General features: G+C 67.4%; 23 protein-coding genes. 11 read left to right on the top strand and 12 right to left on the bottom strand.

All coding sequences use genetic code 11. The features are described 5' to 3' along the window. Nucleotides 1-49 precede the first annotated feature (49 nt). A complete protein-coding gene (locus PIGHUM_RS14070) occupies nucleotides 50-1,159 on the top strand; it encodes an alkene reductase (protein WP_124080197.1) in 1,110 nt (369 codons plus the stop codon). On the opposite strand, the gene PIGHUM_RS14065 is transcribed toward PIGHUM_RS14070, so the two are convergent. Then, on the bottom strand, nucleotides 1,141-2,025 hold the full coding sequence (locus tag PIGHUM_RS14065; RefSeq protein ID WP_124080196.1) for a hypothetical protein: 885 nt from the start codon (nucleotides 2,023-2,025) through the stop codon (nucleotides 1,141-1,143). The genes PIGHUM_RS14070 and PIGHUM_RS14065 overlap by 19 nt on opposite strands. A 155-nt stretch (nucleotides 2,026-2,180) precedes the next feature. On the opposite strand from PIGHUM_RS14065, the gene PIGHUM_RS14060 reads away from it, so the two are divergent. Genes PIGHUM_RS14060 through PIGHUM_RS14055 form a run of 3 tightly spaced genes read left to right on the top strand, consistent with a single transcriptional unit; the run spans nucleotide 2,181 to nucleotide 6,117 of the window. Next, nucleotides 2,181-4,211, top strand: a complete 2,031-nt coding sequence (locus PIGHUM_RS14060) for an NTP transferase domain-containing protein (protein ID WP_124080195.1) — start codon at nucleotides 2,181-2,183, stop codon at nucleotides 4,209-4,211. Next, complete coding sequence (locus PIGHUM_RS23900) at nucleotides 4,208-5,230, top strand: hypothetical protein (RefSeq protein ID WP_160142265.1); 1,023 nt, start codon at nucleotides 4,208-4,210, stop codon at nucleotides 5,228-5,230. Before PIGHUM_RS14060 ends, PIGHUM_RS23900 begins: the two co-directional genes overlap by 4 nt. A 2-nt stretch (nucleotides 5,231-5,232) precedes the next feature. Further along, nucleotides 5,233-6,117 carry a LicD family protein gene (locus PIGHUM_RS14055; protein WP_160142264.1) on the top strand — a complete coding sequence of 295 codons (885 nt, stop codon included), beginning with the start codon at nucleotides 5,233-5,235 and terminating at the stop codon, nucleotides 6,115-6,117. A 27-nt stretch (nucleotides 6,118-6,144) separates the two neighbouring features. Here the strand turns inward: PIGHUM_RS14055 and PIGHUM_RS14050 are convergent, their stop codons facing one another. The 6 genes from PIGHUM_RS14050 to PIGHUM_RS14025 all read right to left on the bottom strand — a co-directional run bounded on the left by PIGHUM_RS14050 (nucleotide 6,145) and on the right by PIGHUM_RS14025 (nucleotide 11,580). Continuing rightward, nucleotides 6,145-7,146 (bottom strand): Bug family tripartite tricarboxylate transporter substrate binding protein, encoded by a 1,002-nt coding sequence (locus PIGHUM_RS14050; protein WP_124080193.1) that lies wholly within the window; start codon nucleotides 7,144-7,146, stop codon nucleotides 6,145-6,147. Nucleotides 7,147-7,277: 131 nt separating this feature from the next. After that, on the bottom strand, nucleotides 7,278-7,685 hold the full coding sequence (locus PIGHUM_RS14045; RefSeq protein WP_124080192.1) for a SirB2 family protein: 408 nt from the start codon (nucleotides 7,683-7,685) through the stop codon (nucleotides 7,278-7,280). 4 nt (nucleotides 7,686-7,689) lie between these two features. Then, a complete protein-coding gene (locus PIGHUM_RS14040; protein WP_124080191.1) occupies nucleotides 7,690-8,130 on the bottom strand; it encodes a CopD family copper resistance protein in 441 nt (146 codons plus the stop codon). An 82-nt stretch (nucleotides 8,131-8,212) separates the two neighbouring features. Beyond that, complete coding sequence (locus PIGHUM_RS14035) at nucleotides 8,213-9,436, bottom strand: flavin-dependent oxidoreductase (protein WP_124080190.1); 1,224 nt, start codon at nucleotides 9,434-9,436, stop codon at nucleotides 8,213-8,215. Between the two features lie 56 nt (nucleotides 9,437-9,492). Continuing rightward, entirely contained in the window at nucleotides 9,493-10,500 is a 1,008-nt protein-coding gene (locus tag PIGHUM_RS14030) for a Bug family tripartite tricarboxylate transporter substrate binding protein (RefSeq protein WP_124080189.1), read from the bottom strand. Nucleotides 10,501-10,542: 42 nt separating this feature from the next. Next, on the bottom strand, nucleotides 10,543-11,580 hold the full coding sequence (locus PIGHUM_RS14025) for an aromatic ring-hydroxylating oxygenase subunit alpha (protein ID WP_281279082.1): 1,038 nt from the start codon (nucleotides 11,578-11,580) through the stop codon (nucleotides 10,543-10,545). A 68-nt stretch (nucleotides 11,581-11,648) separates the two neighbouring features. Here PIGHUM_RS14025 and PIGHUM_RS14020 point away from each other — a divergent pair, with 68 nt between their 5' ends. The 4 genes from PIGHUM_RS14020 (at nucleotide 11,649) to PIGHUM_RS14005 (ending at nucleotide 17,492) form a co-directional block, all read left to right on the top strand. Next, nucleotides 11,649-12,710, top strand: a complete 1,062-nt coding sequence (locus PIGHUM_RS14020) for a LysR family transcriptional regulator (RefSeq protein ID WP_124080187.1) — start codon at nucleotides 11,649-11,651, stop codon at nucleotides 12,708-12,710. A 572-nt stretch (nucleotides 12,711-13,282) separates the two neighbouring features. Further along, on the top strand, nucleotides 13,283-13,594 hold the full coding sequence (locus tag PIGHUM_RS14015; RefSeq protein ID WP_124080186.1) for a site-specific integrase: 312 nt from the start codon (nucleotides 13,283-13,285) through the stop codon (nucleotides 13,592-13,594). A 224-nt stretch (nucleotides 13,595-13,818) separates the two neighbouring features. Beyond that, entirely contained in the window at nucleotides 13,819-16,461 is a 2,643-nt protein-coding gene (mutS, locus tag PIGHUM_RS14010) for a DNA mismatch repair protein MutS (RefSeq protein WP_425466727.1), read from the top strand. After that, a complete protein-coding gene (locus PIGHUM_RS14005; protein WP_124080185.1) occupies nucleotides 16,458-17,492 on the top strand; it encodes a hypothetical protein in 1,035 nt (344 codons plus the stop codon). The genes mutS and PIGHUM_RS14005 overlap by 4 nt, the downstream gene beginning before the upstream one ends. Before the next feature lie 13 nt (nucleotides 17,493-17,505). On the opposite strand, the gene PIGHUM_RS14000 is transcribed toward PIGHUM_RS14005, so the two are convergent. Continuing rightward, nucleotides 17,506-18,069, bottom strand: coding sequence for an FKBP-type peptidyl-prolyl cis-trans isomerase (locus PIGHUM_RS14000; protein WP_425466730.1), 564 nt, complete (start codon nucleotides 18,067-18,069; stop codon nucleotides 17,506-17,508). 109 nt (nucleotides 18,070-18,178) lie between these two features. Here PIGHUM_RS14000 and PIGHUM_RS13995 point away from each other — a divergent pair, with 109 nt between their 5' ends. The 3 genes from PIGHUM_RS13995 to PIGHUM_RS13985 all read left to right on the top strand — a co-directional run bounded on the left by PIGHUM_RS13995 (nucleotide 18,179) and on the right by PIGHUM_RS13985 (nucleotide 20,166). After that, nucleotides 18,179-19,330: a cupin domain-containing protein gene (locus PIGHUM_RS13995; protein ID WP_124080184.1), complete on the top strand. Its 1,152-nt coding sequence runs from the start codon at nucleotides 18,179-18,181 to the stop codon at nucleotides 19,328-19,330. Between the two features lie 35 nt (nucleotides 19,331-19,365). Next, the gene (locus PIGHUM_RS13990) at nucleotides 19,366-19,659 is read left to right on the top strand and encodes an ArsR/SmtB family transcription factor (protein ID WP_124080183.1); all 294 of its coding nucleotides are present in this window, start codon (nucleotides 19,366-19,368) and stop codon (nucleotides 19,657-19,659) included. Nucleotides 19,660-19,935: 276 nt separating this feature from the next. Further along, the gene (locus PIGHUM_RS13985) at nucleotides 19,936-20,166 is read left to right on the top strand and encodes a flagellar basal body L-ring protein FlgH (RefSeq protein WP_124080182.1); all 231 of its coding nucleotides are present in this window, start codon (nucleotides 19,936-19,938) and stop codon (nucleotides 20,164-20,166) included. A gap of 134 nt (nucleotides 20,167-20,300) precedes the next feature. Here PIGHUM_RS13985 and PIGHUM_RS13980 read toward each other — a convergent pair whose 3' ends face one another. The 4 genes from PIGHUM_RS13980 to PIGHUM_RS13965 all read right to left on the bottom strand — a co-directional run bounded on the left by PIGHUM_RS13980 (nucleotide 20,301) and on the right by PIGHUM_RS13965 (nucleotide 24,164). Continuing rightward, entirely contained in the window at nucleotides 20,301-21,077 is a 777-nt protein-coding gene (locus PIGHUM_RS13980; protein ID WP_124080181.1) for an MBL fold metallo-hydrolase, read from the bottom strand. A gap of 169 nt (nucleotides 21,078-21,246) precedes the next feature. Further along, nucleotides 21,247-22,431 carry an outer membrane protein assembly factor BamC gene (gene bamC / locus PIGHUM_RS13975; protein ID WP_124080180.1) on the bottom strand — a complete coding sequence of 395 codons (1,185 nt, stop codon included), beginning with the start codon at nucleotides 22,429-22,431 and terminating at the stop codon, nucleotides 21,247-21,249. A gap of 79 nt (nucleotides 22,432-22,510) precedes the next feature. After that, complete coding sequence (gene dapA, locus PIGHUM_RS13970) at nucleotides 22,511-23,410, bottom strand: 4-hydroxy-tetrahydrodipicolinate synthase (RefSeq protein ID WP_124080179.1); 900 nt, start codon at nucleotides 23,408-23,410, stop codon at nucleotides 22,511-22,513. A 106-nt stretch (nucleotides 23,411-23,516) separates the two neighbouring features. Continuing rightward, nucleotides 23,517-24,164, bottom strand: coding sequence for a site-2 protease family protein (locus PIGHUM_RS13965; RefSeq protein ID WP_124080178.1), 648 nt, complete (start codon nucleotides 24,162-24,164; stop codon nucleotides 23,517-23,519). Nucleotides 24,165-24,180 lie beyond the last annotated feature (16 nt).

The following is a 24,180-nucleotide window of genomic DNA, read 5'->3' as shown; positions in this document are numbered from 1 at the left end:
TCGTTATAGGCCGATATATGATTCCGCCACCGATTCCAAGGACGCATCCATGCCCAGCCTGTTCGACCCCCTTACCGTCGGCGACATCGCCCTGGCCAACCGCATCGTCATGGCGCCGCTGACCCGCAACCGTTCGCCGCGCGCCGTGCCCCTGCCCATCACCGCCACCTATTACGCGCAGCGCGCCAGCGCCGGCCTGCTGATCACCGAAGCCACCGCGATCAGCCAGCAGGGCCAGGGCTACGCCGACGTCCCCGGCCTCTACGAAGAAGAACAACTGGCCGGCTGGCGCCGCGTCACCGACGCCGTCCATGCGGCGGGCGGCCGCATCGTCGTGCAGCTCTGGCACGTCGGCCGCATCTCCCACACTTCTTTGCAGCCGGGAGGCGGCGCGCCGGTCGCCCCCTCGGCCATCCGCGCCCAGGCCAAGACCTACCTGGTCGGCCCGGACGGCGGCGGCTTCGCGCCCACTTCCGAGCCCCGCGCGCTGCGGACCGATGAATTGCCCGGCATCATCGAAGACTATCGCCGCGCTGCGCGCGCGGCCATCGACGCGGGCTTCGACGGCGTCGAGATCCACGCCGCCAACGGCTACCTGATCGACCAGTTCCTGCGTGCGGGCAGCAACCGGCGCGACGACGCCTACGGCGGTTCCATCGAAAACCGCGCGCGGCTGCTCGGGGAAGTGCTCGATGCGGTCACTCGCGAAATCGGCGCCGGCCGCACCGGCATCCGCATTTCCCCGGTCACGCCGGCCAACGACGCTTCCGATCCGCAGCCCCAGCCGCTGTTCGACCATGTGGCGCGCAAGCTGGCCGGCTACGGACTGGCCTATGTGCACGTGATCGAAGGCGCCACCGGCGGCGATCGCGACTTCCGCCAGGGCGATGCGGCGTTCGACTACGCGGCGCTCAAGGCCGCCTATGCTGATGCCGGCGGCAAGGGCGCCTGGATGGTCAACAACGGCTACGACCGTGCCTCGGCCATCGCAGCGGTGGAAAGCGGCGCGGCCGACCTGGTCGCCTTCGGCAAACCGTTCATCGCCAACCCCGACCTGGTGCGCCGCCTGCGCGACGACTCCCCGCTCAACGTGCCCGACAACACCACGTTCTACGGCGGCACCGAAAAGGGCTATACCGACTACCCCGCGCTGGCCTGATCCGCCGCAGGAGCCGGGCCGCCCTCCCTGCCGGCGCGCGCTTCCTTGAGCGCGATGGTCAGGTGGGCGACGCGGCGCTTCAGTTCCGCGTTTTCTTGCCGCAGCGCGCGCACGGTATGGGTCAGTTCGTCCACGTCCGTGCTCTCGGGCGGCAGATCCGCCTGCTCCGGCGCGGCATCGCCGGCCGGCGCAGGCCTGGGCCGCGCCTTGCTCTCGCGCACCTGGCGGGCTGCGCGGCGCAGTTCTTCCTTGCCGCCGGCCACCGCCTGCGATTGCCGCTCGGCGGGCAGCGAAGCCACGGCCGCCGCCGCGCTGATGGAAATGGCGCCGGACTTCACCGCCGCCACTAATTCCGGTGCGGCGGTTTTCTGGATGCGCTCGATCTGCCCGACCGTCGACGCGCTCAGGCGGGCCGCCCGCGCCACGGCCTGGCGCGTGGCAAACGCCGGCTTGCCGGCCGGCTCCTGGCCGGCGGCTTCCCGGACAGCCGGAACGGCATCCGCGACGGCCGCCGGCGCGGCGTTTCCGCCAGCCTGCTTCACCCTGGCCTCCAGGATTTCCTTTTTGCGCAGCGCCAGCACCCCGCGCTGGAAATCCGAGATGCTGCGGCGTCCCAGGTGGTTGTCTATCATCCACAGCCGCACGTCGTCCATCGACTGGAAGACGGTGTTCTGCACCGTGCGGAACGCAATGCCGTGCTTTTTGCAGATGCCGTAGCGGTTGTGCCCGTCCACCAGCACCGCGCCCCACAGCACCAGCGCATCGCGGCAGCCCTCGGCCAGCAGGCTGTGCTCCAGCGCCGCGTATTCGTCTTCGGTCAGCGGGTCGATATAGGCCCGCAGCTCTTCGTTGATTTCTATGTCCATCGGCGTACAGCCCTTGCGATTCGGCGGGCAGTGTAATCGACGCCTGCCCTGGGAAAGGCGCCCGGGCCCGGGCTCGACCGTATACTTGGTTACATTCGATCCATTACCGGAGCGTCCGCCGCGCGGGACGCCTCTCTCCACAGAAGGAAGTATCCGTGTCCCCCGACGCCTCCCGCAGCGGGCAGCCGCGAAGCTCGCCCCAGGCGCGCCACGCCCCCGGCCCCGGACGCATCGCCACTCACTTCATCGTGCTGGCCGCGGGTCTGGGGCGCCGCTTCGGCGGCCCGCGGCACAAGGCGCTGGCGCCGCTGCAACTGGGGCTGGGCACGCTGCCGCGCCTGCTGCGGCAACTGCGAGAGCTGCCGTTCAACGGCCGGATCTGCGTCGTGACCGGCCACCAGGCCGACGCGGTGCAGGCCGCGGTCGCGGCCCACGCGCCGGCTGCGCTGTGCATCCACAATCCCGGCTATGCCTCCAACGGCGTCCTGCAGAGCCTGGCCGTGGCCATGGCGCAGCCTGCCCTGCGCGGCGGCGACGCCTGGGTGCTGTTTGCCGACACCGTCTACGACCCCGCCGTGCTCGCTCGCCTGGCCGAGGTGCCCGACCACGTGGCGGCGCTGGCCGCTTCGCCCATGCGGCCCGATGCGGACCGCCCCGTCGGCGTGCGGCTCGCGCCCGGCCACGGCGGCCCCTGGCCCAGGGTGCTCGACCTGGAGCCGCCCCCCTCGCCCGGCGACTCCACTCCGCCTGCCGGCGGCTCCGCGGCGACGCTGATGATGGCGCCCGCCGTGCGCTGGCCGGCGCGCCTGTGGCCGCTCGTGCAGCGGCACGCCAGTGCGGGCAGGCATGCGCAATGGCAAGTGCTGCGCGCGGCTTTGCATCAGCCGGACGGATTGGAATTGCTGGCATTGCCGATATCGCCGGCCGGCGCGGCCGACGTGGATACGCTGCACGATCTGCACGCAGCCCGGGCCAGCCTGGCGGGCGCGGCGCCGCTGGCCTATTTCCGCGGCAATCTCGACAAGGACGCGCGCACGCTGAGCCAGCCCGACCATGCCCGCGACGGCCGTTTCCTCAAACAATGCGCGACGGCCGAAGCGGCGCGCCACGAATACGACGTGCTGCGGTGGCTGGGCCGGCAGCCGGGCGAACCGCTGGTCCCCGTGCCGCACGCCGTGCATGACAGGCAACTGGTCCTGCAGCATGCGCGCGGCATCCGGCTGTACGACCTGCTGCGGCTGCTGCGGCGTATCGAAGGCCGGCATGCCGGCCAGGCCGCGCTCACGCTGCTGGACCGCGCACGCGGCCGGCTGCGGCGCATCCAGCAGGCGCTGGGCCAATGGCCGGGCGCGGCGGGCCTGCCCGCCTATCCGCTCGATACCCACGTGCGGGAACTGCTGCACGTGCTGTCGCATCTGCTGCAACTGCCGCCGCTGCCCGGCACCGTCCTGGACGAACTGGGGGCGCTGGCGCGGATCTGGGGCGCATTCGACGCGGTGCTGCCGTTCCGCGACGCCACGCCCAAGAACATCCTGGTCGGCATTCCCGAACTGGCTCCGGTGGCAGGCCAGCCCGCGGCCCTCAGGCTGGGGCTGGCCGAACGCTGGCTCGATACTGGCGCCGCGGCCACGGTGCCCATGCTGGACTACGACTTCACCTCCACCTGCCACGCCACGGCGCCGGAAGATGACTGGATCAGCCTGTTGGGCCATGCCGGCAGCGCCGACTTCGCCTCCCAATTGGCCGCCGCGCGCGCGCCTGCGCGCGGCCGGTCCGGCCGGGCGCCGCACTGGCTGGACTGGCTGCGCGGTCCGGAGGCGGCCGGCATGCAGCCTGCCGATCCGGCACGGGCCGCCCGCGCGCTGCTGGTGCGCTACCTGCGCTTCGGCGGGCGCAAGCTCGCCTACCGTTTCCTGAATCCGGCCGGCTACGCCGTGCGCTTCCGCTACGACGATCCCGCGCCGTACTTCGAGGCCCTGCCAGGCCTGCTGCGCGAACTCGACCCGGATTTCGGCCTGCAGTGGCCGGCGCTGGCCGCGACCCTGGAGAACATGGCCCGGGCAGTCGGCCGGCTGCCCGCCTGGCAGGCCGAGGAGACCGCCCATGACAGCCATCTGGCCACGGTCGGACGGGACATCCGGTACTGGCAGGAAAGTCCGCTCGAACATGCCGGGGCCTTGCCGTGAACGGGCCGGTCCGGATCGCCGACACGCCCGCGCTGGACCCGGTCCAGCGCCAGGCGCTGGCCGCCACGCTGCAGCGGCTGTCCGGCGCGCCGGACGACCCTGCTCCGCCCGCCCTCGGCGCGCCGGCGGAGGCCTTGCTGCAGGCGGTGCTGGCCCGCCCCTGGCGGCGCAGCGCGGCCTGCTCGGCCACCGTGGACGATCTGCGGCGCAAACTGGCCGCCGCCTGTGCCGACGGTCAGCCGCTGGTATTCACGCTGCCGTTCGGAGGCTACAAGAGCTGGCGCCTGGCCGGCGCGCCCGACATGGACTGGGCCGAGCTCTTCTGGATCGACTACCTGCGCCATTACGCGGCAAGGCTGGCGGCCCTGCACCCGCCCGGGGTCGAGCTGCATTTCACCTATCTGCATGGCGTGCTGGGATGGGTCAACCAGCTCGAGCTCCGCGATCAGGACCGCTACATCGCCCAGCTTCGCGCCCTGCTGGCGGCACAAAGCAGCCCCCGCGTCCGGCTGCAATGCATAGACCTGGCCGCGCCGGCGGGCGGCCCGCAAGCGGTGCTGGCCGAACTGCGCCGGCGCGAGGCGAGCGCCGCCGAACCCACGGCGCCGCAACTGGCCAGCGCCGCCCGCAACCTGGTGCACCCGGGCGCAGCCCAAGGCCAGCCGCCCTCCGGACCGGCGTGGCAGGCGGCCGTTCGGCAGGCCGCGCGCCGCTGCGCCGCCATGGAGAGCCTGGAATTCCGCCGCCGGTACAACAAATTCGGCCCGCGCATCCAACTGACCCACATCCGTGGGGCAAGCCTGGCCGTGCACCTGGGCAGCTGCCGCAGCGCCATCGTCCAGCCGTGGGTGGCATCGGGCTATCTGACCTGGCGCGGCGGGCAATGGCTCGAATGCCTGGACAGCGGTGCCGGGACACATCCGGCGTGCGCCGACGTCGCGGTCGACCACCGGCTGGCGGCGCTGGCGCCCGGCCTGGGCACGCTGCGCCTGGCGCTGCCCTCGTCCCGGGCGGCGTAGCCATGAATCCGCCGCCATTGCGCGCCATGACGCTCTCCCCGTCCGAGATCGAAGCGCTCCATGCCGTGCAAAAAGAACTGCTGCGAGAACTGGCCCGCGTATGCGGGGCGCTGGGCCTGCGCTACCAGATCGCCGCCGGCACGCTGCTGGGCGCGGTGCGCCACCAGGGCTTCATCCCATGGGATTGCGACATCGACGTCGCCCTGCCGCGCCCCGATTTCGAGCGCCTGCTGCGCGAGGCGCCTGCCCTGCTGGATGCGCGCTGCTTCCTGCAGCACCGCGGCAGCGATCCGGCCTTCCGCAAGCGCATTGCCACGCTGCGCCGCCACGGCAGCGAATTCCGGCAGATCGGGGTCGCCCACCTGCCCATGCACCACGGCATCCACATCGACATTTTTCCGTTCGACGCGGTGCGGGGCGCGGGCTGGCTCGGCCACCTGCACCTGTGGGGAGCCTGGCTGCTGCGGCTGGGCCATCGCGTCGCCAACGACCCCGCGCAAGGCCGGATCGGCCCAGGCCACCCGCGCTGGCGACGCGTGGGCGCCCGCGCCGGCTACCTGCTGGCGCGGCTGACGCCCGCCGGCGCCCGCGGCCGCCTGTACGACGCCTGGCTGGGCACCTGGGGAGCGGCGCCGCCCAGCCACGTCGCCTGCCTGGTATCGCTGCCGCTGCAATGGCGCCGCGCCCGCAGGCTGGCGCGTCCGCTGGAAGAATTCCTGCCCACGCGCCCGCTGCTTTTCGAAGGCCATGCATTCCCGGCGCCGGCCGCCTACGACGCCGTGCTCACGCGCCTCTATGGCGACTACCGCGAGCTGCCGCCTCCCGCCCTGCGGGTGCCGAGGCACATCGTGACGCGCTTCCGGCCTCCCGCCGACACCGCCTCCTGAAGACCGCGGCGACGGCTGCGAACCGGATCAGGCCGAAGCGCCCGATGCCCGGATCACCTCGCTCCACTTGCCGCTCTCCTGCTGTATCTTGCGCGCGTACGCGGCGGCATCGCCCAGCAGCGGCTCGGCGCCTTCGATCCCCAGCTTGGACTGGAACTCCGGCGTCGAAGCGGCCTTCAGTATCTCGGCGCCCAGCTGCGACACCACCGCCTGCGGCACGCCCTTGGGCGCCAGAATGCCGTAGGTCAGCGTGCTCTCGAAACCGGCCAGCGCCGGAACGCCGGATTCGGCCACCGAGGGCACGTCGGGCAGCTGCGCCATGCGCTTGGCGCTGGTGACCGCCAGCGCGCGCAGCTTGCCCGCCTTGACCAGCGCCATCGCCGCCGGGATCACGCTGAAGCTGAACTGCACCTGTCCGCCCGCGACGTCCGCCAGCGCCGGCGCGGTGCCCTTGTAGGGGGCGTGGACGGCGCGCGCGCCCAGCGCATGCAGGAACATCTCGCCGGTCAGGTGGCCGCCGGTGCCCGAACCGCTGGAGGCATAGCTCAGGTCGGAATCCTTGCGCTGCAAGACCTCGACCAATTGCGCCACGTTCTGGATCGGCGACGAGGCCGGCACCACCAGCAGCAGCGCCGACGAGGCGAACATGGCCACCGGCTGCAGGTCGGTGGAAGCGTTGAACTTCAGGTTCTTGTAGAGCGAGGGGTTGATGGCGATGGTGCCGGTGTGGCCCAGCAGGAAAATATTGCTGTCGGCCGCGGCGCGCACCACCTGCTCCGTGCCCACGTTGCCGCCCGCGCCCGGCTTGTTCTCGACGATCACGTCCTTCTTGAACATCTCGTTCAGGCCATGCGCCAGTTGGCGCGCGAACACGTCGTTGCCGCCGCCGGGGGCGAAGGGCACGATGATGCGGGTCACGGCCTTGCGGCCTTGGGCCTGCGCCGGCACGGCCGTCAAGGCCGCCACGCCGGCGGCCGATGCGGCGGCCAGCAGGCTGCGGCGCGTCAGGGAAGGAAAGTCGCGGTTCATGGAGGTGGCTCCCTAATGGTTCGATGTTCGGTTCGACGGTTGTCGCAGAATCGGAGGCCGCAGGCCGCCGCATGGCGTCCGAGTGTAGCGTCCCTGCGCGGAAAGCGACGCCGTGCGGCCGCGCGGGGCTGTCAGAAACCCAGGATGCGCAGAAACCCCAAGGGATCGTGCGTACGGGCGATGGCCAGCATGCAGGCGAAACACAGCAAAGCCATGGCGAACGCAATGGCCCTGCCCCTGCGCGTCGACGCCCGCCGCAGCGCCCACGTGCCGAACCCGACGTAGGCTGCCAGCAGCACGAGCTTGACCTGCAGCCACGTCTGGGCAAAGGGAGCCAGTTGCAAAGCCGCCGCCAACAGCAAGGCGCTCACCAGCAGGGCCGTGTCCACCACCTGGCTGAACCGGCGCACCGGCAAAGCCATGGGCTTGGCGCTGCCCAGCAGCACGCCTAAGCCGCGCGCGGCGAACAGGCTCCCGCTGAGCAACACGAATCCGACGTGGCTCGCCTTGATCGCGGCATAGAAATCGGCCAGCGCCATCGCGCTACCACGACAGGTAGAACATGGCCTTGGCCAACACGACGATGGCCAGCACATGGCAGAACACGCTCAAGTGAAGGCGGTGCGACCGCCGCCCGCCGAGCACGCCGCGCCGGCGCCACCGCATGGCGGTCAGGAAATGGCCGAACACGCTCAGCGCCAGTGCGATCTTGAGCGCCAGCAACAGCCCGAAACTGCTGGCCAGCGGCTGTGCCAGCGCCCCCCGATGCTGCCAGGCCAGCCCGATTCCCGCGCCATAGAGCGCGAGCAGCACCCACGGCATCACGGCGGTGGTGCGGTTGCCGATGGCGCGCTCCACGGCGCGCATGGTTTCGTGCGGCAAATGCCGGCGCACGCCCTCGAGCATGATCACCTCGAAGAACACCGTGCCGACGAAGGCGATGGCCGCCAGCAGGTGGAGGACGAGCAGGAGGCCGTAGTTCATGCGTACTTCCTCGACTTATCCAAGCCGAGCCCCAAAAAGATATATTCTTTATATATCTTACAGGCTAGTTGGGGACAGCGCCCTAGACGCTTGTGCTGTCCAGGTCCATGCCGGTCACACGCTGATATTTGTGGGAAATCTCGGCGAGCTCGCTTTGCGAGACAACATCATCGATCGCTGAAAAAGTACGGCCTCCGGTGAGCTGCTCCACTCGCTCGATAATGTGGTCGGGAGGTTCGCTGCGATTGGTCAGAACGATACGTGTCGTGACCATGCGCCGCTCGTTCTCGTAGCGCTGCAAAGCCTGCTCGACCCCTGCCTCCTTCGCGAGGCAAAGCGCCACCGCTTCCGCATCCACGATAGCCTGGGCCGCGCCATTCCCTCCGCGCGGGTACATGGGATGCGCCGCATCCCCGAGCAGCGTCACCCTTCCGAAGGTCCAGCGCGGCAAAGGGTCGCGGTCGACCATGGGATATTCGAGAATCATCTCCGCGCGCCGCATCATCTCGGGGATATCAAGCCAGTCGAAGCGCCGGTCAGCGTAGTAGTCGATGAAATCCTCCAGCCGCCCTGGCCGACTCCAGTCGGTATGCGTGAGCGCGCCTTTGCGTACTTCCGCCACCCAGTTGATGAGCTGCCGACCATCCGGCAGTTGCTGGATGGGATAGACCGTGAGTTTTCCATGTGCGAGCGAACCGCAGCGCGCCACGGTGGCGCCCGTCAGGAACGGCTCGCCGTAAGTCACTCCGCGCCACATGTGGATGCCGTCGAAAGCCGGCGCTCCCTCCGACGGAAACAGCTGTTTGCGAATCTGGGAATGGATGCCATCGCAAGCGATGACGGCATCCGCATGCTCAACGAAGGTCGCGCCGTCCGCGCTGACGAAGTGCAGCGCGACCGATTGCGGATTCTGCTCGAAATGCGCGAGACGCCGGTCCGTAACCACGTTCTCCTCGCCGAGACGCGACCTCGCGGCGTCGAACAAGACTTCATGGAGCGCGCCGCGATGGATGGAGAAGTGCGGCCACGAGTGGCCGGCATGCCGCCCGCACGGCTCCGAGTAAATGGCCTGGCCATGCCGTGTAAAAAAGGCAAACTCTAGCGGTTCGACCCCGCGCGCCTTCAGTTCGGAAGCCAAGCCCAGCTCTGACAGCCGGCGAATGGCGTGCGGCATCAGATTGATTCCGACGCCGAGCGCCTTGAACAGCGGTGCCGCTTCAAAGACACGCACATGGATACCCATGCGGTGCAGGTACAGCGCGGCCGTCAACCCTCCGATGCCGCCCCCTACGATCGCAACCCTCATTTCTGAACCTCGATGATTGAACTGCATATGAACAACGAAGAGAGACCCACGCGGCGTTATTCGTTTTGGTACAGGTTGCGGGCCTTGACCAGTTCTCTCCAATTAGCGGTATCGGCAGCGATGAGCTCGCCGAACTTCTGTGGCGTGCTCGTCGCGGGGATGACGCCCAGCGTCTCCAGACGGCTGCGCGCCTCCCCCGCGGCCATGACCGCGCGCACATCGGCCGCGATTTTCTCGACCACAGCCGGCGGCGTTCCTGCCGGCGCGAACAAGCCGCTCCACGAGGTCACCGAATAGCCGGGGACGATTTCCGATATCAAGGGAACATCGGGCATCTGCTTGACCCGTTCGGGAGCCGCTACAGCGATCGGCCGAATTTTTCCCGTCTGCATCATCGACGCCGCGCTTCCGGTGTCCGCGAAGGACAACTGCACCTCGCCTGCAGCGAGTGCGACAAGGCCGGGGCCTGCGCCCTTATATGAAATGTTCTCGTAGTCGACCTTGGCAAGCGACTTGAACAACTCCGAGGTCAACTGCGAACTAGTGCCTCCCACGGCCAGGGAAAGCTTGCCGGGCTGTGCGCGCAAGGCCCTCATCAATTGATCGAAGTTGCGCGCCGGATACTCCGAATTCACATACAGCACCATCGGCAGAACAGCGACCTGCGCCACGGGGAGAAAGTCGTTCTGTCCGTACTGCAATTTCCGGTAAATCACTGGATTGATTGCCATGGCGCCATCATGCGCGAACAGCAAGGTATACCCGTCGGCCGGAGCTTTCGCGGCATACGAGGTCCCAATGATAAGGTTGGCCCCGGCCTTGTTCTCGATATAGACGCTCGTTTTCCAGTATTCGGCGAGTTGCTGCCCGATAATGCGCGCGACGGCGTCCAAGCTGCCGCCCGGCGAGGACGGCACGACGATCCGCACAGGCCGCTCGGGATAGTTCGATTGCGCCAGGACCGGCATCGGCCCACAAGCCGCGGCCAAGGCCGACGCCGCGGAGATCTTCAACCATGTGCGCCGCGACGAACCCGCGAACGCCATATTCTCTTTATTCTTCATCACCTGTCTCCATTTTGATTTCTATTACAAACGCACCGCCGTTCAAGGCTCTTCCGAGATCCGGGAGCTAACCCGCTTTTGTTCCTCCTCGATCAAGGCATTGAGAATCCGCTGGCAACGAACAGGCGCCGCGTCAATCTCGAACAACACAGGCCTGACACCGGGATGCAGGCGGATGTTGATCTGTTGCGCCCGGATCATGGGATCATCCTGGTCCTTGAATGCAGTGCGCCGCAACTCGGCGATGCGCGCCTTGAAATCGACCTCGCCGTCTGCGGATCTGGAGGCAAGCGGCCCCTGCTTGGCGGCCGCAGTAAAGTAGAGGGTCGTATCGGCCGTCTGCGGAGTGAGAATGTGGCACCCCAGCTGGCCGGCGAACTGGGCCGGATCCGCCTCTGGCGCGTAAGTTCCGACGTCGTTCAGCAACGCGGACGGTGCGTCCCAGCGAATGCTGTTCCACATATTCACGCGCGCGCCGTCCTGTTTGAAGAGCAGGTCCCGCAACAAAGGGGGCCGGACATCGTTCATGTCGCGGCGCACCTGGACGCTGTTCCCTTCCTGTTTGATATCGATGCGGGCCTGAATCGTTTCCTCGTTGCCCAGCAGGTCTGGATGGAGGAACGACGCATGGCTCAGGTCCATCAAGTTGTCGATGATGTTTCGGTAGTTCGAATCCATGCGAATGGTGTCGCGCGGCCCGACGTCATAGCCGGAGTCTTCATCGAGAAAGGAGAAGTCGGGTATCGCCCCCGGATCCGGCGTCTCGTCGCCCGGCCAGATCCAGAGCAACCGATGCCTCTCCACCAAGGTGTAGCGATGCACCGCGCATGCCCGAGGAATTCGTCCGCTGCCGTGCGGATTCCGGACGCATTGTCCCGACGAATCGAACTCAAGGCCGTGATACCCGCACTGGAGGTTGCCATTCGGCAAAAGTCTGCCCAGACTCAAGGGCGCAAGACGATGGGGACACATATCGTCAAGCGCGGCCGCAACTCCGTACTGGTCCCGATAGAACAACAGCGGCTGCTCCAGAATCATGAGCGGGACCAGCAAGTCCGGCTTCAGCGACTCCGCCCACATAGCTGCGTACCAGCAATTTTTTAAATATGGCATCTCTCGAACAATGATCTTTCTGCTTAGACAAGACCATGTTAACGAGCCCGTTTTCAGAGTGGTTTGAAATGAATTCCAGATCAGTTAACAAAAAGGTAATGCCGAAGCAGGGGCCGCGCTCCGAAGCCTTGCTGATCGAGCGCTTTTTCTCCAGACGGCTCCGGCTCTCGCAGGTGCGCGTGCTCGTCGCGATCGCGAGCGCAGGCCAGTTGAAGCTCGTGGCCGAAGAGATGAACGTCACGCCAGCAGCCGTATCGAAGCAGATCAGCGAAATGGAAGATGCGTTGAAGCATCCCATCCTGCAACGCTCAGGTAACGGCGTCGTGCTGACGGAACTGGGGCACCTGCTTGCCAGGCGCGGCCGCGAACTCCTGGACCAACTCGATCGAACGCGCGTCGAAGTCGAGGCTATGTGCACCGGCCAGGCCGGCCGCATCGGCATCGGCGCAGGCTATTCGCTATCGGCGCTGATCTTTCCGGCGCTCGCCTTCACGCTCAAGCGACAAACCCCCAACGTCACACTCTCGCTCAAGGAAGGAACTTTCTCCTATCTCGCGCCCATGCTTGCCGACTCGACGATCGATCTCGTCGTGGCCCGCTATACGACCCATCGCCTGATTTCGAGCTTTCGCCAGCAGACCATTTTCCAAGACCCGATGGTGGTCGTCTGCAGCGCCCACCATCCGCTCGCGGCAAAATCCGACGTGGGCTGGGCAGACTTGGAAGGGCTACCGTGGATACTTCCAGAAGCAGGTTCGCCGAACCGCGAATACCTGGAGCGCGACCTGGCTCAGCACGGCCTGACCGTGCCGCCTGGCTGCGTCGAATCGCAGACCTGGACGATGAACCTTGAACTTCTCACCATCTACCCGTTCCTAGCCATGCTGCCGCTCACGCTCACCCGAAAATACCGCTTCGTGACCCCCATGCGCGTGCTCCCGGTATCCATGGAAGCAGGCCTGGGGGCGGTCAAGGCCGTATGGCGCGAGGACAGCGACGATGTCCTGGTCGATCTCGCCCTGCAAACGCTGCACCGGAATGCGAGAGATGCCTGGAACGATGTAGGAATCGTCCAGCAAAGCCAGCCAGGCCGCTAGGACCCCGCGGCAGCGGCCAGAATGCCGGTCATGTATTGACCCAGCGGAACCTGCACAGCTTAAGCGGCTGAAGCGAACATCTCGGCCGGGGTTTTCATCTCCAGTGCCTGGTGGCCGCCGGCGGTCATAAAACCGTATCAGTCGCCAATCATGCGGCTGGCATGCTGGATGGTCTCTAAGCGATGGCGATGCACGCATTGATTAATGCCATCGGCTTGCAGTCCCTGGCGGATCGTCTCGATCACTTCCCGTCCTCGCCCCGCAGGGACTGCCGGACACTGCGCTGTATCGCCTGCTGCGGCGGAGCCAGCGGTGGAGCGTCGTCGACGGTATCGGCGACATTCTGCGGGCCGCCCAGCTGGACGCTGCTAGCGACGCCGCCCACAGCGCCCCTGCAATCGAGAAGGAGGCGCAGCCATGATGATGGCGTCAGCCGAAAAAGCCCTGCGCAGGTTCTCGTCGAAGCGAGTTGCCCAACTGACGTCGCCGTGCCCACTCGGATAAGCCTTGATCACCTCGCACCACGACACCGTCACCTGACCGATCGCCCGCAGTTGGTGTGCAGAGCCAGCATGGACTTCCCGCAGTACGCTCGCCAGTTCTCCCGCCCCAAGGGTGGGATGGCCGACCTGGTCGAGCTGTACCTCACAGGCCGGCGCGTGGGCGACGTCCGGGTATTAAAGCGCTCTGACATCTCGGAACAAGGCATTTCCTTCAGGCAACCCAAGACAGGGGCTAAACTGCTGGTCCAAAGCGCTCCCGACTTCAAGGCAGCGCTTGAACGCGCCAGGGCGCTCAATGACAACCTCGTGGGCATGTACCTATTGCGCACCCGACTGGACCCCGCGGCGGCACCCTCCTGCGGAACCGTTCGGGACACGTAGCGCGGCCTGCATCGCGACTGGCGTGGAGGATGCAATGCTGCACGATCTCCGCGCCAAGGCGCTGACGGACGCGCAGCGCGAAGGTAAATACCTCAGGTGCTCGGTGGGCACGCGGACCGCGCGATGACCGAGCGCTACATCCGGCTTCGAGATACCCCTGTCGTACAGGGGCCGGGATCTGGCATTAAACCCCGCAAGGCGGGCTGAGTTTTAGACTGTCTAATATGAGCACCACGGAAACCCGCGCCGATCAACACACCCCCATGATGCAGCAATATCTCAGGCTCAAGGCCGAAGCCGGCCCCATGCTGCTGTTCTATCGCATGGGCGACTTCTACGAGATGTTCTACGACGACGCCGAGAAAGCGTCGCGGCTGCTGAATCTGACCCTGACCACCCGCGGCGCCTCGGGCGGCGTCCCCATTCGCATGGCCGGCGTGCCTCACCATTCCGTCGAGCAATATCTCGGACGGCTGGTCAAGCTGGGCGAATCGGTTGCCATCTGCGAGCAGGTGGGTGATCCGGCGGCCTCCAAAGGGCCGGTCGAGCGCCGCATCGTCCGGATCGTCACCCCAGGCACGCTGACCGACGAAGCACTGCTTCCGGCCAAGGCCGACCGCGCCGTCGCCGCGGTACATCCCGGCAGCGGCAAGTCGCGCGGCAGCGCGGGGCGCATCGGCATTGCCTGGCTCAACCTCGCCAGCGGCGAATTCCGGCTCACCGAATGCGCGCCGGCCCTGTTGGGCAGCGAGCTGCATCGCATCGCGCCTGCCGAAGTAATCCTGGCCGAAGGCCAGCCCTTGCCGGTCGATTTCACCGCGTCGATCAGCCCGGTGCCGATCTGGCATTTCGAATCCAGCGGCGCGCGCCAGCAATTGCTGGGGCACTTCGGCACCGATTCGCTGGCGGGCTTCGACATCGAAGACATGCCCGAGGCGATCTGCGCCGCCGGCGCGCTGCTGCGCTATGTCTCGCACACGCAGTCGCAGGCGCTGGCGCACGTGCAGCAGCTGAGCGCCGACCGCGCCAGCCAGTACGTGCTGCTCGACCCGGTCACGCGCCGCAATCTGGAACTGACCGAGACGCTGCGCGGCGAGGAATCGCCCACCCTGTTCTCGGTGCTGGATCATTGCCAGACCCCGATGGGCAGCCGCCTGCTGCGCCGCTGGCTGCATCATCCGCTGCGCGACAATGCGCCGGCCGCCGCGCGCCTGCGGGCCATCGAGACGCTGCTGGACGGCGGCGATCCGCGCGTGCTGCAAGAGGCGCTGTCGCCGCTGCCCGACGTGGAGCGCATCGCCGCGCGCGTGGCGCTGCGCTCGGTGCGGCCGCGCGAACTGGCCAGCCTGCGCGACGCGCTGGCGCTGCTGCCCGGCCTGCACGGCATGGTGCTCCAGCTCGCAGGCAAAGGCAGCATGCTGCCCGCCGACACGCAGGCACGGCTGCCCGAACTGGCGGCGCACCTGGCGCCCGATCCCGCCGTAGGCGAACTGCTGGCACGCGCGATCGCCGCCGAACCCGCCGTCAATGTGCGCGATGGCGGCGTGCTGGCCGCCGGCTTCGACGCGGAGCTGGACGAACTGCGCATGCTGGAAACCCACAGCGGCGATTTCCTGGTGCAGCTGGAAAAACGCGAACGCGAGCGCACCGGCATCGCCAACCTGCGGGTGGAGTTCAACCGCGTCCATGGCTTTTTCATCGAAGTCACGCGCGGCCAGACCGACAAGGTCCCGGACGACTACCGCCGGCGCCAGACGCTCAAGAACGCCGAGCGCTACATCACGCCGGAACTCAAGACCTGGGAAGACAAGATCCTGTCGGCCCAGGACCGCGCGCTGGCGCGCGAAAAATGGCTGTACGAACAGGTGCTCGACGCCCTCGCCCCGCACGTGCGCGCGCTGACCCGCACCGCCGCCGCGCTGGCCGAGATCGACGTGCTGGCCTCGCTGGCGGTCCATGCCCGCACCAACGACTGGGTCGCGCCCGAACTGGTCGACCATGCCGACCTCCAGATCGAACAAGGCCGCCACCCCGTGGTCGAACGCGTGATCGAACGATTCACGCCCAACGACTGCCGGCTGTCGCAGACGCGGCGCATGCTGCTGATCACCGGTCCCAACATGGGCGGCAAATCGACCTATATGCGCCAGACCGCGCTGATCGTGCTGCTGGCGCGCGTGGGCAGTTTCGTGCCCGCGCGCGGCGCGCGCATCGGCCGCATCGACCGCATCTTCACGCGCATCGGCGCCGCCGACGACCTGGCGGGCGGGCGCTCGACCTTCATGATGGAGATGATCGAGGCCGCCGCGATCCTCGCTTCGAGCACCTCTGACAGCCTGGTTCTGATGGACGAGATCGGCCGCGGCACGTCCACCTACGACGGCCTGGCGCTCGCCTGGGCCATCGCCTTCCAACTGGTCGCGCAGAACCGCGCGCTGACGCTGTTCGCCACCCATTACTTCGAACTGACCCGGCTGCCGTCGCTGCGGCAGGAAGTGGCCAACGTCCACCTCGCGGCGGCCGAATCCCACAAGGGCATCGTGTTCCTGCACGAAGTGCGCGAAGGCCCGGCCAGCCGCAGCTACGGGATCCAGGTGGCGCAGCGCGCGGGCGTTCCGGCGGCCGTCGTGCGCATGGCGCGGCGCGAGCTGGAACGGCTGGAGACCCAGGGCACGCCGGCGCCCCAGATGGCCTTGTTCGCGCCGCCGCAGGACGAAACGGCGCAAGCCGATGCGCTGGAGCAGTCGCGGCACGAGTCGGCGGACGCGGTGCGCGACGCGCTGGACGGCCTCGATCCCGACCAGCTCAGTCCGCGCGAAGCGCTCGATGCGCTCTATCGCCTCAAGAGCCTGGCGCAGCCGCTATGACGAACCGGCCGCCGCGCCTTCTTGCCCTGCTCGCCTGCGTGATCGGCCTGGCCGCCGCGCTGGCAGGCCTGGGGGCGGGGGCGGCGACCAACCAGGAATCCCCTCACGCGGCTCGCCACGGATTCGCCTTCGCGCTGATGGGCGACCAGCCTTCCCGCCCGGGCGACGAAACCGTGCTGAACCAGATGCTGGCGCAATTCGGCCTGGCAGCCGACCTGGCCATCCATACCGGCAACTTCAAGGGCAAGGGCGAACGCTGCGACGACGCGGTCTATAGCCATCGGCGCAAGCTGCTGGACGCCAGCCCCATTCCCCTGGTGCTGACTCCGGGCGAGAACGACTGGGCCAATTGCGACCTGACCGCGGCGGGGCAGTTCGGCCCGATCGAACGGCTGGCGCGCCTGCGCGACCTGTTCTTCGAGCCCGACGATTCGCTCGGCATGCTCAAGCTCAGCCTGCAGCGCCAGAGCGAAACCGTGCGCTTTCGCGGTTATCCGGAAAACGCGCGGTGGGAATACGGCGGCATCCTGTTCGTCACCGTGAACGTACCGGGCAACCACAACAACTACCGCAACGGCGCCGGCCGCAACGGCGAGTACGAGGAACGCATCCAGGCCGACGCCGCCTGGCTGCGCCAGGCCTTCGCCATGGCCACGCGGCTCAAGACACGGGGGATCGTCGTGGCATTCTCCGCCGACCCCCGCTTCAGCGGACGCCGCGACAGCGTCGGCACAGGCACCGACCCCTACGCCGCGCTGAAAACCGACCTGGCCCGCCTGGCCGCCCGGTACACCGGCCAGGTGCTGATCGTCCACGGCAGCAATGCCCGCAACGCGCCCCACCGGCCCGAGCAACCCGTGCGGATCAACGGCAAACCGCTCGCCAACGTCACGCGCGTCACCACCTACGGCGCTGCGCGCCCGGGCTCATGGATCAAGGTCAGCGTCGAACCCCGCGACCGCAACGTGTTCAAGATCGACACGATGGACACCATCTTGGAGCCGCCGCAGATACCGCTCCCTGCGCGCTGAGGGGAGCCCGCCCTCAGTGCAGGGTGCCGGGGCCGCGGCGCGATTCGATCATGGCGTCGAGGACGTCGTCGCTGTCGTCCTCTTCGTCGGCGTAGCCTTGCTCGATTTCCTCGGGGTCGGCAGCGCGCACCGCCAGGACCTTGATCCGCACGCGCAGCGCCATGCCGGCGTAGGGGTGGTTGGCATCCAGCACCACTTTGTCTTCGGCCAGATCGGTGACCGAGAAGATCAAGGCATTGTCGCCGTCTTCGTCCTCGCCATCGGCCTCGTCCGCGTCTTCGTCGTCGGGCACGCCTTCGAACTGCATGCCGATTTCGATGGGCTCGGGAAAGCGCGAACGCGGCTCGACCCTGAGCAGTTCGGGATCGTAGTCGCCGAAGGCGTCTTCGGGCTCGAGATGGAAGACCTGCTCGAAACCGGCCGCCTGGCCCTCGATGCCGTCGTCCAGGCGCGGCAACAGGCTGTCCAGGCCGCGGTGCAGGAAGCTGACCGGGCCGCCGCTGTCGTCGAGCGCTTCCCCATCCGTGCTCATGATCCAGAACTCGACCGTGACGACGGTGTCGGCGCTGACGGCCAGGGCCGGATCGCTATTGGAAGCGGTCATAATCTTGTTTTCCCGTATACGTTTGCTGTCCTGGCATTTTACAGGCTGGCCCCGCAACCGCCCCCCGGCACGATCCCGAATCATGAATCCCGATACACCTACCTCGCTGCTCGGCGGGCTGACGCCCTCCCAATTCATGCAGCGCCACTGGCAACGCAAGCCGCTGCTGATCCGCCGCGCCTTCGAAGGCTTCCGGCCGCCGCTGTCGATTGCCGAGGTCAAGCGCCTGGCCCGCCGCGACGACGTCGAATCCCGCCTGGTATGGCGCGAACAGGGCCAGTGGCAGATGGAGCAGGGCCCCTTCGCGCGGCTGCCGCCCGCGCGCGACCCGGAATGGAGCCTGCTGGTGCAGGGGGTGAATCTGCACGCCGATGCCGCGGCCGACCTGATGGCGCAGTTCCGTTTCATTCCCGACGCGCGCCTGGACGACGTCATGATCAGCATCGCCACCGATCGCGGCGGCGTGGGTCCGCACTTCGACAGCTACGACGTTTTCCTGCTGCAGGGCGCGGGCCGCCGGCGCTGGCGCATCGGCAAACAGAAAAACCTGGACCTGGATCCGGATGCCCCGCTGAAAATCCTGCGCACCTTCGAACCCACCGAGGAATTCGTGCTGGAGCCCGGCGACATGCTGTACCTGCCGCCCGCCTACGCGCACGACGGCATCGCCGAAGGCGAATGCATGACCATCTCCATCGGTTTCCGCTCGCCTTCCCTGCTGGAACTGGCGCGCGGCATGCTCGAATCCGCATCGGACGAACTCGGCCAACAGGCGCCGGCCGCCTTGCGCGGCCACTACCGCGATGCCGGCCAGCCCGCGGCGCGCCATCCCGCCGAGCTGCCCGCCTCGCTGATCGACAGCGCGCTTGCCGCCGTCGCGGCCGTGCGGCATGATCGCGCGGCCGCGGCCCGCTATCTGGGCTGCTGGCTGACGGAACCCAAGCCCGAGGTCGTGTTCGAACCTGCCGATCCCGCCACCCTGCCCTGGCTGGCCGAAGGCGGGCCGCAAACCGGCAGCCTGTGCCTGGACCGCCGCACGCAGATGATCTACCGCGATCGCCTGCTCTTCATCAACGGCGAACTGGCGCCCGTTCCCGCCAGCGCCAGCCTGCGGCGGCTGGCCGACTCGCGCCGCCTGGCCTGCGGGCCGGGCGCGCGCTTGAGCATCGACGAAAAGTCGCTGCTCGACGAGTGGCTGGAGGCGGGCTGGATACACTGGCGGCCGCTCGCCTGACGCGCCCGCAACGCCGCGACCAACCCCTGCCACGCATGGACATCGACGACATCATCAAGGCGCTATCGCACCCGGTACGGCGCGACATCCTGCACTGGCTCAAGGAGCCCGCCCGATACTTCGCGGACCAGGAACACTCCCTGGAGGCGGGCGTATGCGCGGGCATGTTCGAGCGCTGCGGGCTATCGCAATCCACCGTCTCGGCCCACCTGTCCACCCTGCAGCGCGCCGGTCTGGTCACCACGCGCCGGGTCGGGCAGTGGATTTTCTATCAGCGCAACGAAGCCACCATCGCCGCCTTCCTCGCCCGCCTGAACCAGGATCTATAGCGGCATGCTCCCTGGCTGTCCGGCCCATCCGTTGTTTAAAACCCACCGGCCTGAAACCGTTTCGAACACTCCTGACCGAACGGAAACACAACAGATACACAAATTGCTTACGTAAGACTTACTTTCAGGCTCAACAATGGAAAATACCTAGAGACCTGATAGAATTTCCTCATGCTCGAATGACGGCCGACATTAGCTAGCCCTTGTTTGGGTAATACGGGAATAGCGCTATTTCTGGTTTGCGTTGACGACTAAACAACCTTTAAAGGATTCACGATGAAAAAGACTCTGCTCCTGGCTTCGATGCTGGCTATCGCCCTGTCGGCTTGCGGCAAGAAGGACGAAACCGCTCCCGCGCCGATCGAGCCGACCCCGCCCGCGTCCACCGCTCCTGCCGAGCCCGCGCCCCTGACCCCGACCCCGGCTGATCCCGCCGCTCCGGCTCCCAGCGCTTCCGAGCCCGCCGCTCCGGCCGAAGCCGCTCCTTCCGCTCCCGCCCAGCAGTAAGCCCAGCCAGGCCCTCGCCCGCAGCGAATCCCCGCTGGCAGGGCCTGCGCGCCAGCCGCACCGCACGTGCGGCGGCGCATGAAAAAGCCCCTTTGAAAAGGGGCTTTTGCTTTGGGCTGGAGTATGCCGGCCGCCTACAGCGACATCCAATCGAATCCATCGTCCTGCGAAGCGACGCCGATGTCGCCAGGCGCGCAGCCCAGCACTGCAGCCAGCGCCAATTGCGCCAGTTGCGGCGCATTGTTCTTCTTGCTCAGATGCGCGGCATGCAAGGCTTTCAGCCGCGACCGGTCGACTGCCTGCAGCACCGCGGCGGCCGCCGCATTCGACAAGTGGCCGAAGCGCCCGGCTATGCGCGACTTCAATGAATGGGGATACTCGCTGCGCGCCAGCATGTCGGGGCAATGGTTGCACTCCAGCACCAGCGCATCGCACCCGGACAGCATCCTGTGCACGTGCGGCGTGCCCTCGCCCAGGTCGGTCAGCACGCCCAGGCGACGGCTGCCGTCGCCCAACACGTACTGCACAGGCTCGCGGGCGTCGTGCGGGACGGGGAAAGGCTCGACCAGCAAACCGCCGATGCCGAATGCCGTATGGCTGTCGCACCGCACTTCCGTCATGCCCACCGGAATGCGCGCAGCCATCGCGGTGCGCGTACCCGTGGTCAGGTGGACGGGAATGCCGTGGCGGCGCGCCAGCTTGAACACGCCGCCGATGTGGTCGCCATGCTCATGGGTCACCAGGATGGCGTTCAAGGACGCGGGCTCCACCCCCCGCGCCAGCAATCGCCGCTCGACCTCGCGCAGGCCGAACCCGCAATCGATCATCACGCGGGTGAGCGTTACGCCCTCCCTGGCTTCGACAACCAGCGCATTGCCCTCGCTGCCGCTCCCCAGGCTGGTATAGCGCATCAACCAACCCCGCCCGGCACGCCACCGGCCTCGCACGAATCTCTATGCGAAGCCGACAGCGCTGCGAACCCGAACACCTCTTGCAGACCCAGGAAGCGGTGGATCCGGCTCTGCCGGTCCACCCGCTTCGCCCCCTGGGGGGCGCGCGTAAGCGCGTAGGGGGGGGTCATTACTTCAACTGATTGGACAGCACGTTCAGGATGCGCCGGCCGGTGGCGGTAGTGTCGGGCGCGCCCTGCTGGTTCAGCACCGTGACCTGCGTCACGTCGTTGGACGTCACCAGCCTGATGCGGTATTGCGGCCGGTTCTCGGGCTTGTCGCTGCTGCCGAACAGGCGGCCGAAGAAGCCGGGCTTGCCGCTGTCGGCGCTGGCGGCATCCGTATCCACGTAGCGCACGTAGTAGGTGCCTTCGGCGCGGTTGCGATCTTCCACGGTGAAGCCGCCGCGGTCCAGCGCCAGGCCGACGCGGCGCCATGCGCGGTCGAAGGGCTCGGCGATCCGCAGCGCGCCGCTGTCGCCCGAGCCGGTCACCAGTTGGGGCGCGCCGCCAGGCGCGGCGGCCGGCTGCGCAGCGGCGACGGCGGCCTTGGCGCGGTCGAAATCGGCGCCCAGGCGCACCATCAGTCGGCTCAGCATCTCGGCCTCGAGGCCGGGATTGTTCGGCCGCGAAGTCCAGGTCGTCTGGCTCTTATCCGAACCGACCAGCACCTCCTCGGCGCCGCGATGGCTGATGTAGATCTCGGTATTGTTGCCGGTGCGCTCGAGGCGGGTGCGGAACATGTCGCGCTCGCCGGTGGACCACAGCGAATCGAACACCTTGCCGATGGTATTGCGCAGGAAATCCTGCGGGATCTTGGCGCGGTTCTCGGCCCAGTCCGTTTCCATCACGCCGACCTGCGGCATGTCTTCGCGCAGCAGGAAGCCGAGGTCCTGCCAGAACTCGCGCACCACCGGATACAGCTGCTCGGGCGAGCGGTCGATCACGACGAGCCAGCGCTGGTCGCCGTCGCGCTCGACCTTCATGTCGGACCGCTCGGGCAGCACATTGCTCGCGGCGGCCGGCTTGGTCTCGGTCTGGGCGGTGGAATAGCTGGAGAACGTCGCGCTGGAAGGCGCCGGAGGCGTGGAGCCCGGCGAAGCCTGGGCCGGCACCTGGAAGCGGTTGTCCGTGGGCAACTGGGTCAGGTCGGGCGGCACCTCGAGCCTGGCGGACGTCGGCTTGGCGCCCGAACTCTTGTAGTCGATGGATTCTTCCTTGCCGAGCAGCTGGTTCACGCTGCTGCATCCCGCGAACAGCGCGGACAAGGAAACCAGCACCGCCACGCGGGGCAAAAGCTTACGAACTGCATTCATTGATGGACAACTCCTGAATCACCGCCGGGCAATCGTTGCGAAAGGCGGGTCATGTCTGGGCGGGACACGAACGTGGGGGTCAGACCTCGATGCCGGCCATCTTGAGCGCCTCGCGCACCGCGGCATGGTGCTGGGCGCTCAATTCGACCATCGGCAGGCGCTGGCCCAGGGCCATGCGGCCCATCTGGGCCAGCGCCCACTTGACGGGAATGGGGTTGGGCTCGAGGAAGAGATTGCGGTTCAGCAGCGCGATCTGCCGGTTCAGGCGCGCCGTCTCCGGGGCGTTGCCGGCCTGCGCCACCGCGCACAATTCGTGCATCAGGCGCGGCGCCACGTTGGCGGTAACGGAAATGTTGCCGCGCGCGCCCAGCAGGATCAGCGCCGCCGCGGTGGGATCGTCGCCGCTGTAGACGGCGAAATGCTCGGGCACCTGGCTCAGCAGCAAAGCCCCGCGGCCGATGTCGCCCGTGGCGTCCTTGATGCCGACGATGCCGGGCACCTGCGCCAGCCGCAGCGTGGTCTCGTGCGCGAGATCGCAGCCGGTGCGGCCAGGCACGTTGTAGACGATCATCGGCAGGTCGACCGCCTCGGCGATGGTCTTGAAATGCCGGTAGAGGCCTTCCTGCGTGGGACGGTTGTAGTAAGGCACCACCGACAGGCTGGCGTCGGCGCCGACCTTCTTGGCCGCCTCGGTCAGTTCGATGCCTTCGGAGGTGGAGTTGGCGCCCGTCCCGGCGATGACCGGCGCGCGGCCCGCCACGTGCTGGACGGCGAAACGGATCAGTTCGACGTGCTCATCGACCGAGACAGTGGGCGACTCGCCCGTGGTGCCCACGACCACGAAGCCGTCGGTGCCCTCGGCCAGGTGCCAGTCGAGCAGCGTCCGGAAAGCCTCGAAATCGAGCGACCCGTCCGGCTGCATCGGAGTGACGATTGCGACGATGCTGCCTGCAATAGGAGTGCGAGATGTGGTTGCCATACGATGCTAGGGTGGCCCGGAACGGGACGAAAAGGAAATCGTACAAGTTTACCGGATAAGCGCGCTCCTGCCCGCAAGCGGCGGCACGCGGATCCGGCGGCGGGCGCTACAGGAACAGCCTGACGATGGCGTCGCCCAGCATCAGCAGCGGCTGCACCAGGAAACCCAGCACGCCGGTCATCAGCAACACCAGCAGGATGACCATGCCGTAGGGCTCGATCTTCGAGTATTTCCAGGCGAGTTCGTGCGGCAGCAGGCTGAAAACGATGCGTCCTCCATCGAGCGGCGGAATGGGCAAAAGGTTCAATGCCATCAGCATCAGGTTGACCTGGACGCCCGCCACGGCCATGGCGACGAAGAAGGTTTCGTTCATGCCGGACTGAACCATCAGCTTGAGGCCGATTGCCCAGATCACGGCCATCACGAGATTGATGGCCGGCCCCGCCGCGGCGACCCACAGCATGTCCTGCTTGGGCCGGCGCAGGCGTCCGAAATCGACGGGAACGGGCTTGGCCCAGCCGAACAGCATGCCGGCCCCGCCCAGCAGCTTGCTCGTCAGCAGGATCGCCGCCGGCACCAGCAGGGTGCCGACGGGGTCGATGTGCTTGACGGGATTGAGCGTGACCCGCCCGGCCTGGGTCGCGGTGTCGTCGCCGAACATCCTGGCCACGTAGCCGTGGGCGGCCTCGTGCAGCGTAATGGCGAAAATCAACGGGATCGCGTAGACCGCGATAGTCTGAATGATGGAATCCATCGCGGCATTGTACCGG

The sequence above is a fragment of the Pigmentiphaga humi genome (assembly GCF_900606115.1).
Taxonomy (GTDB): domain Bacteria; phylum Pseudomonadota; class Gammaproteobacteria; order Burkholderiales; family Burkholderiaceae_B; genus Pigmentiphaga; species Pigmentiphaga humi.
This window is presented reverse-complemented; position numbering and strand designations above follow the sequence as displayed.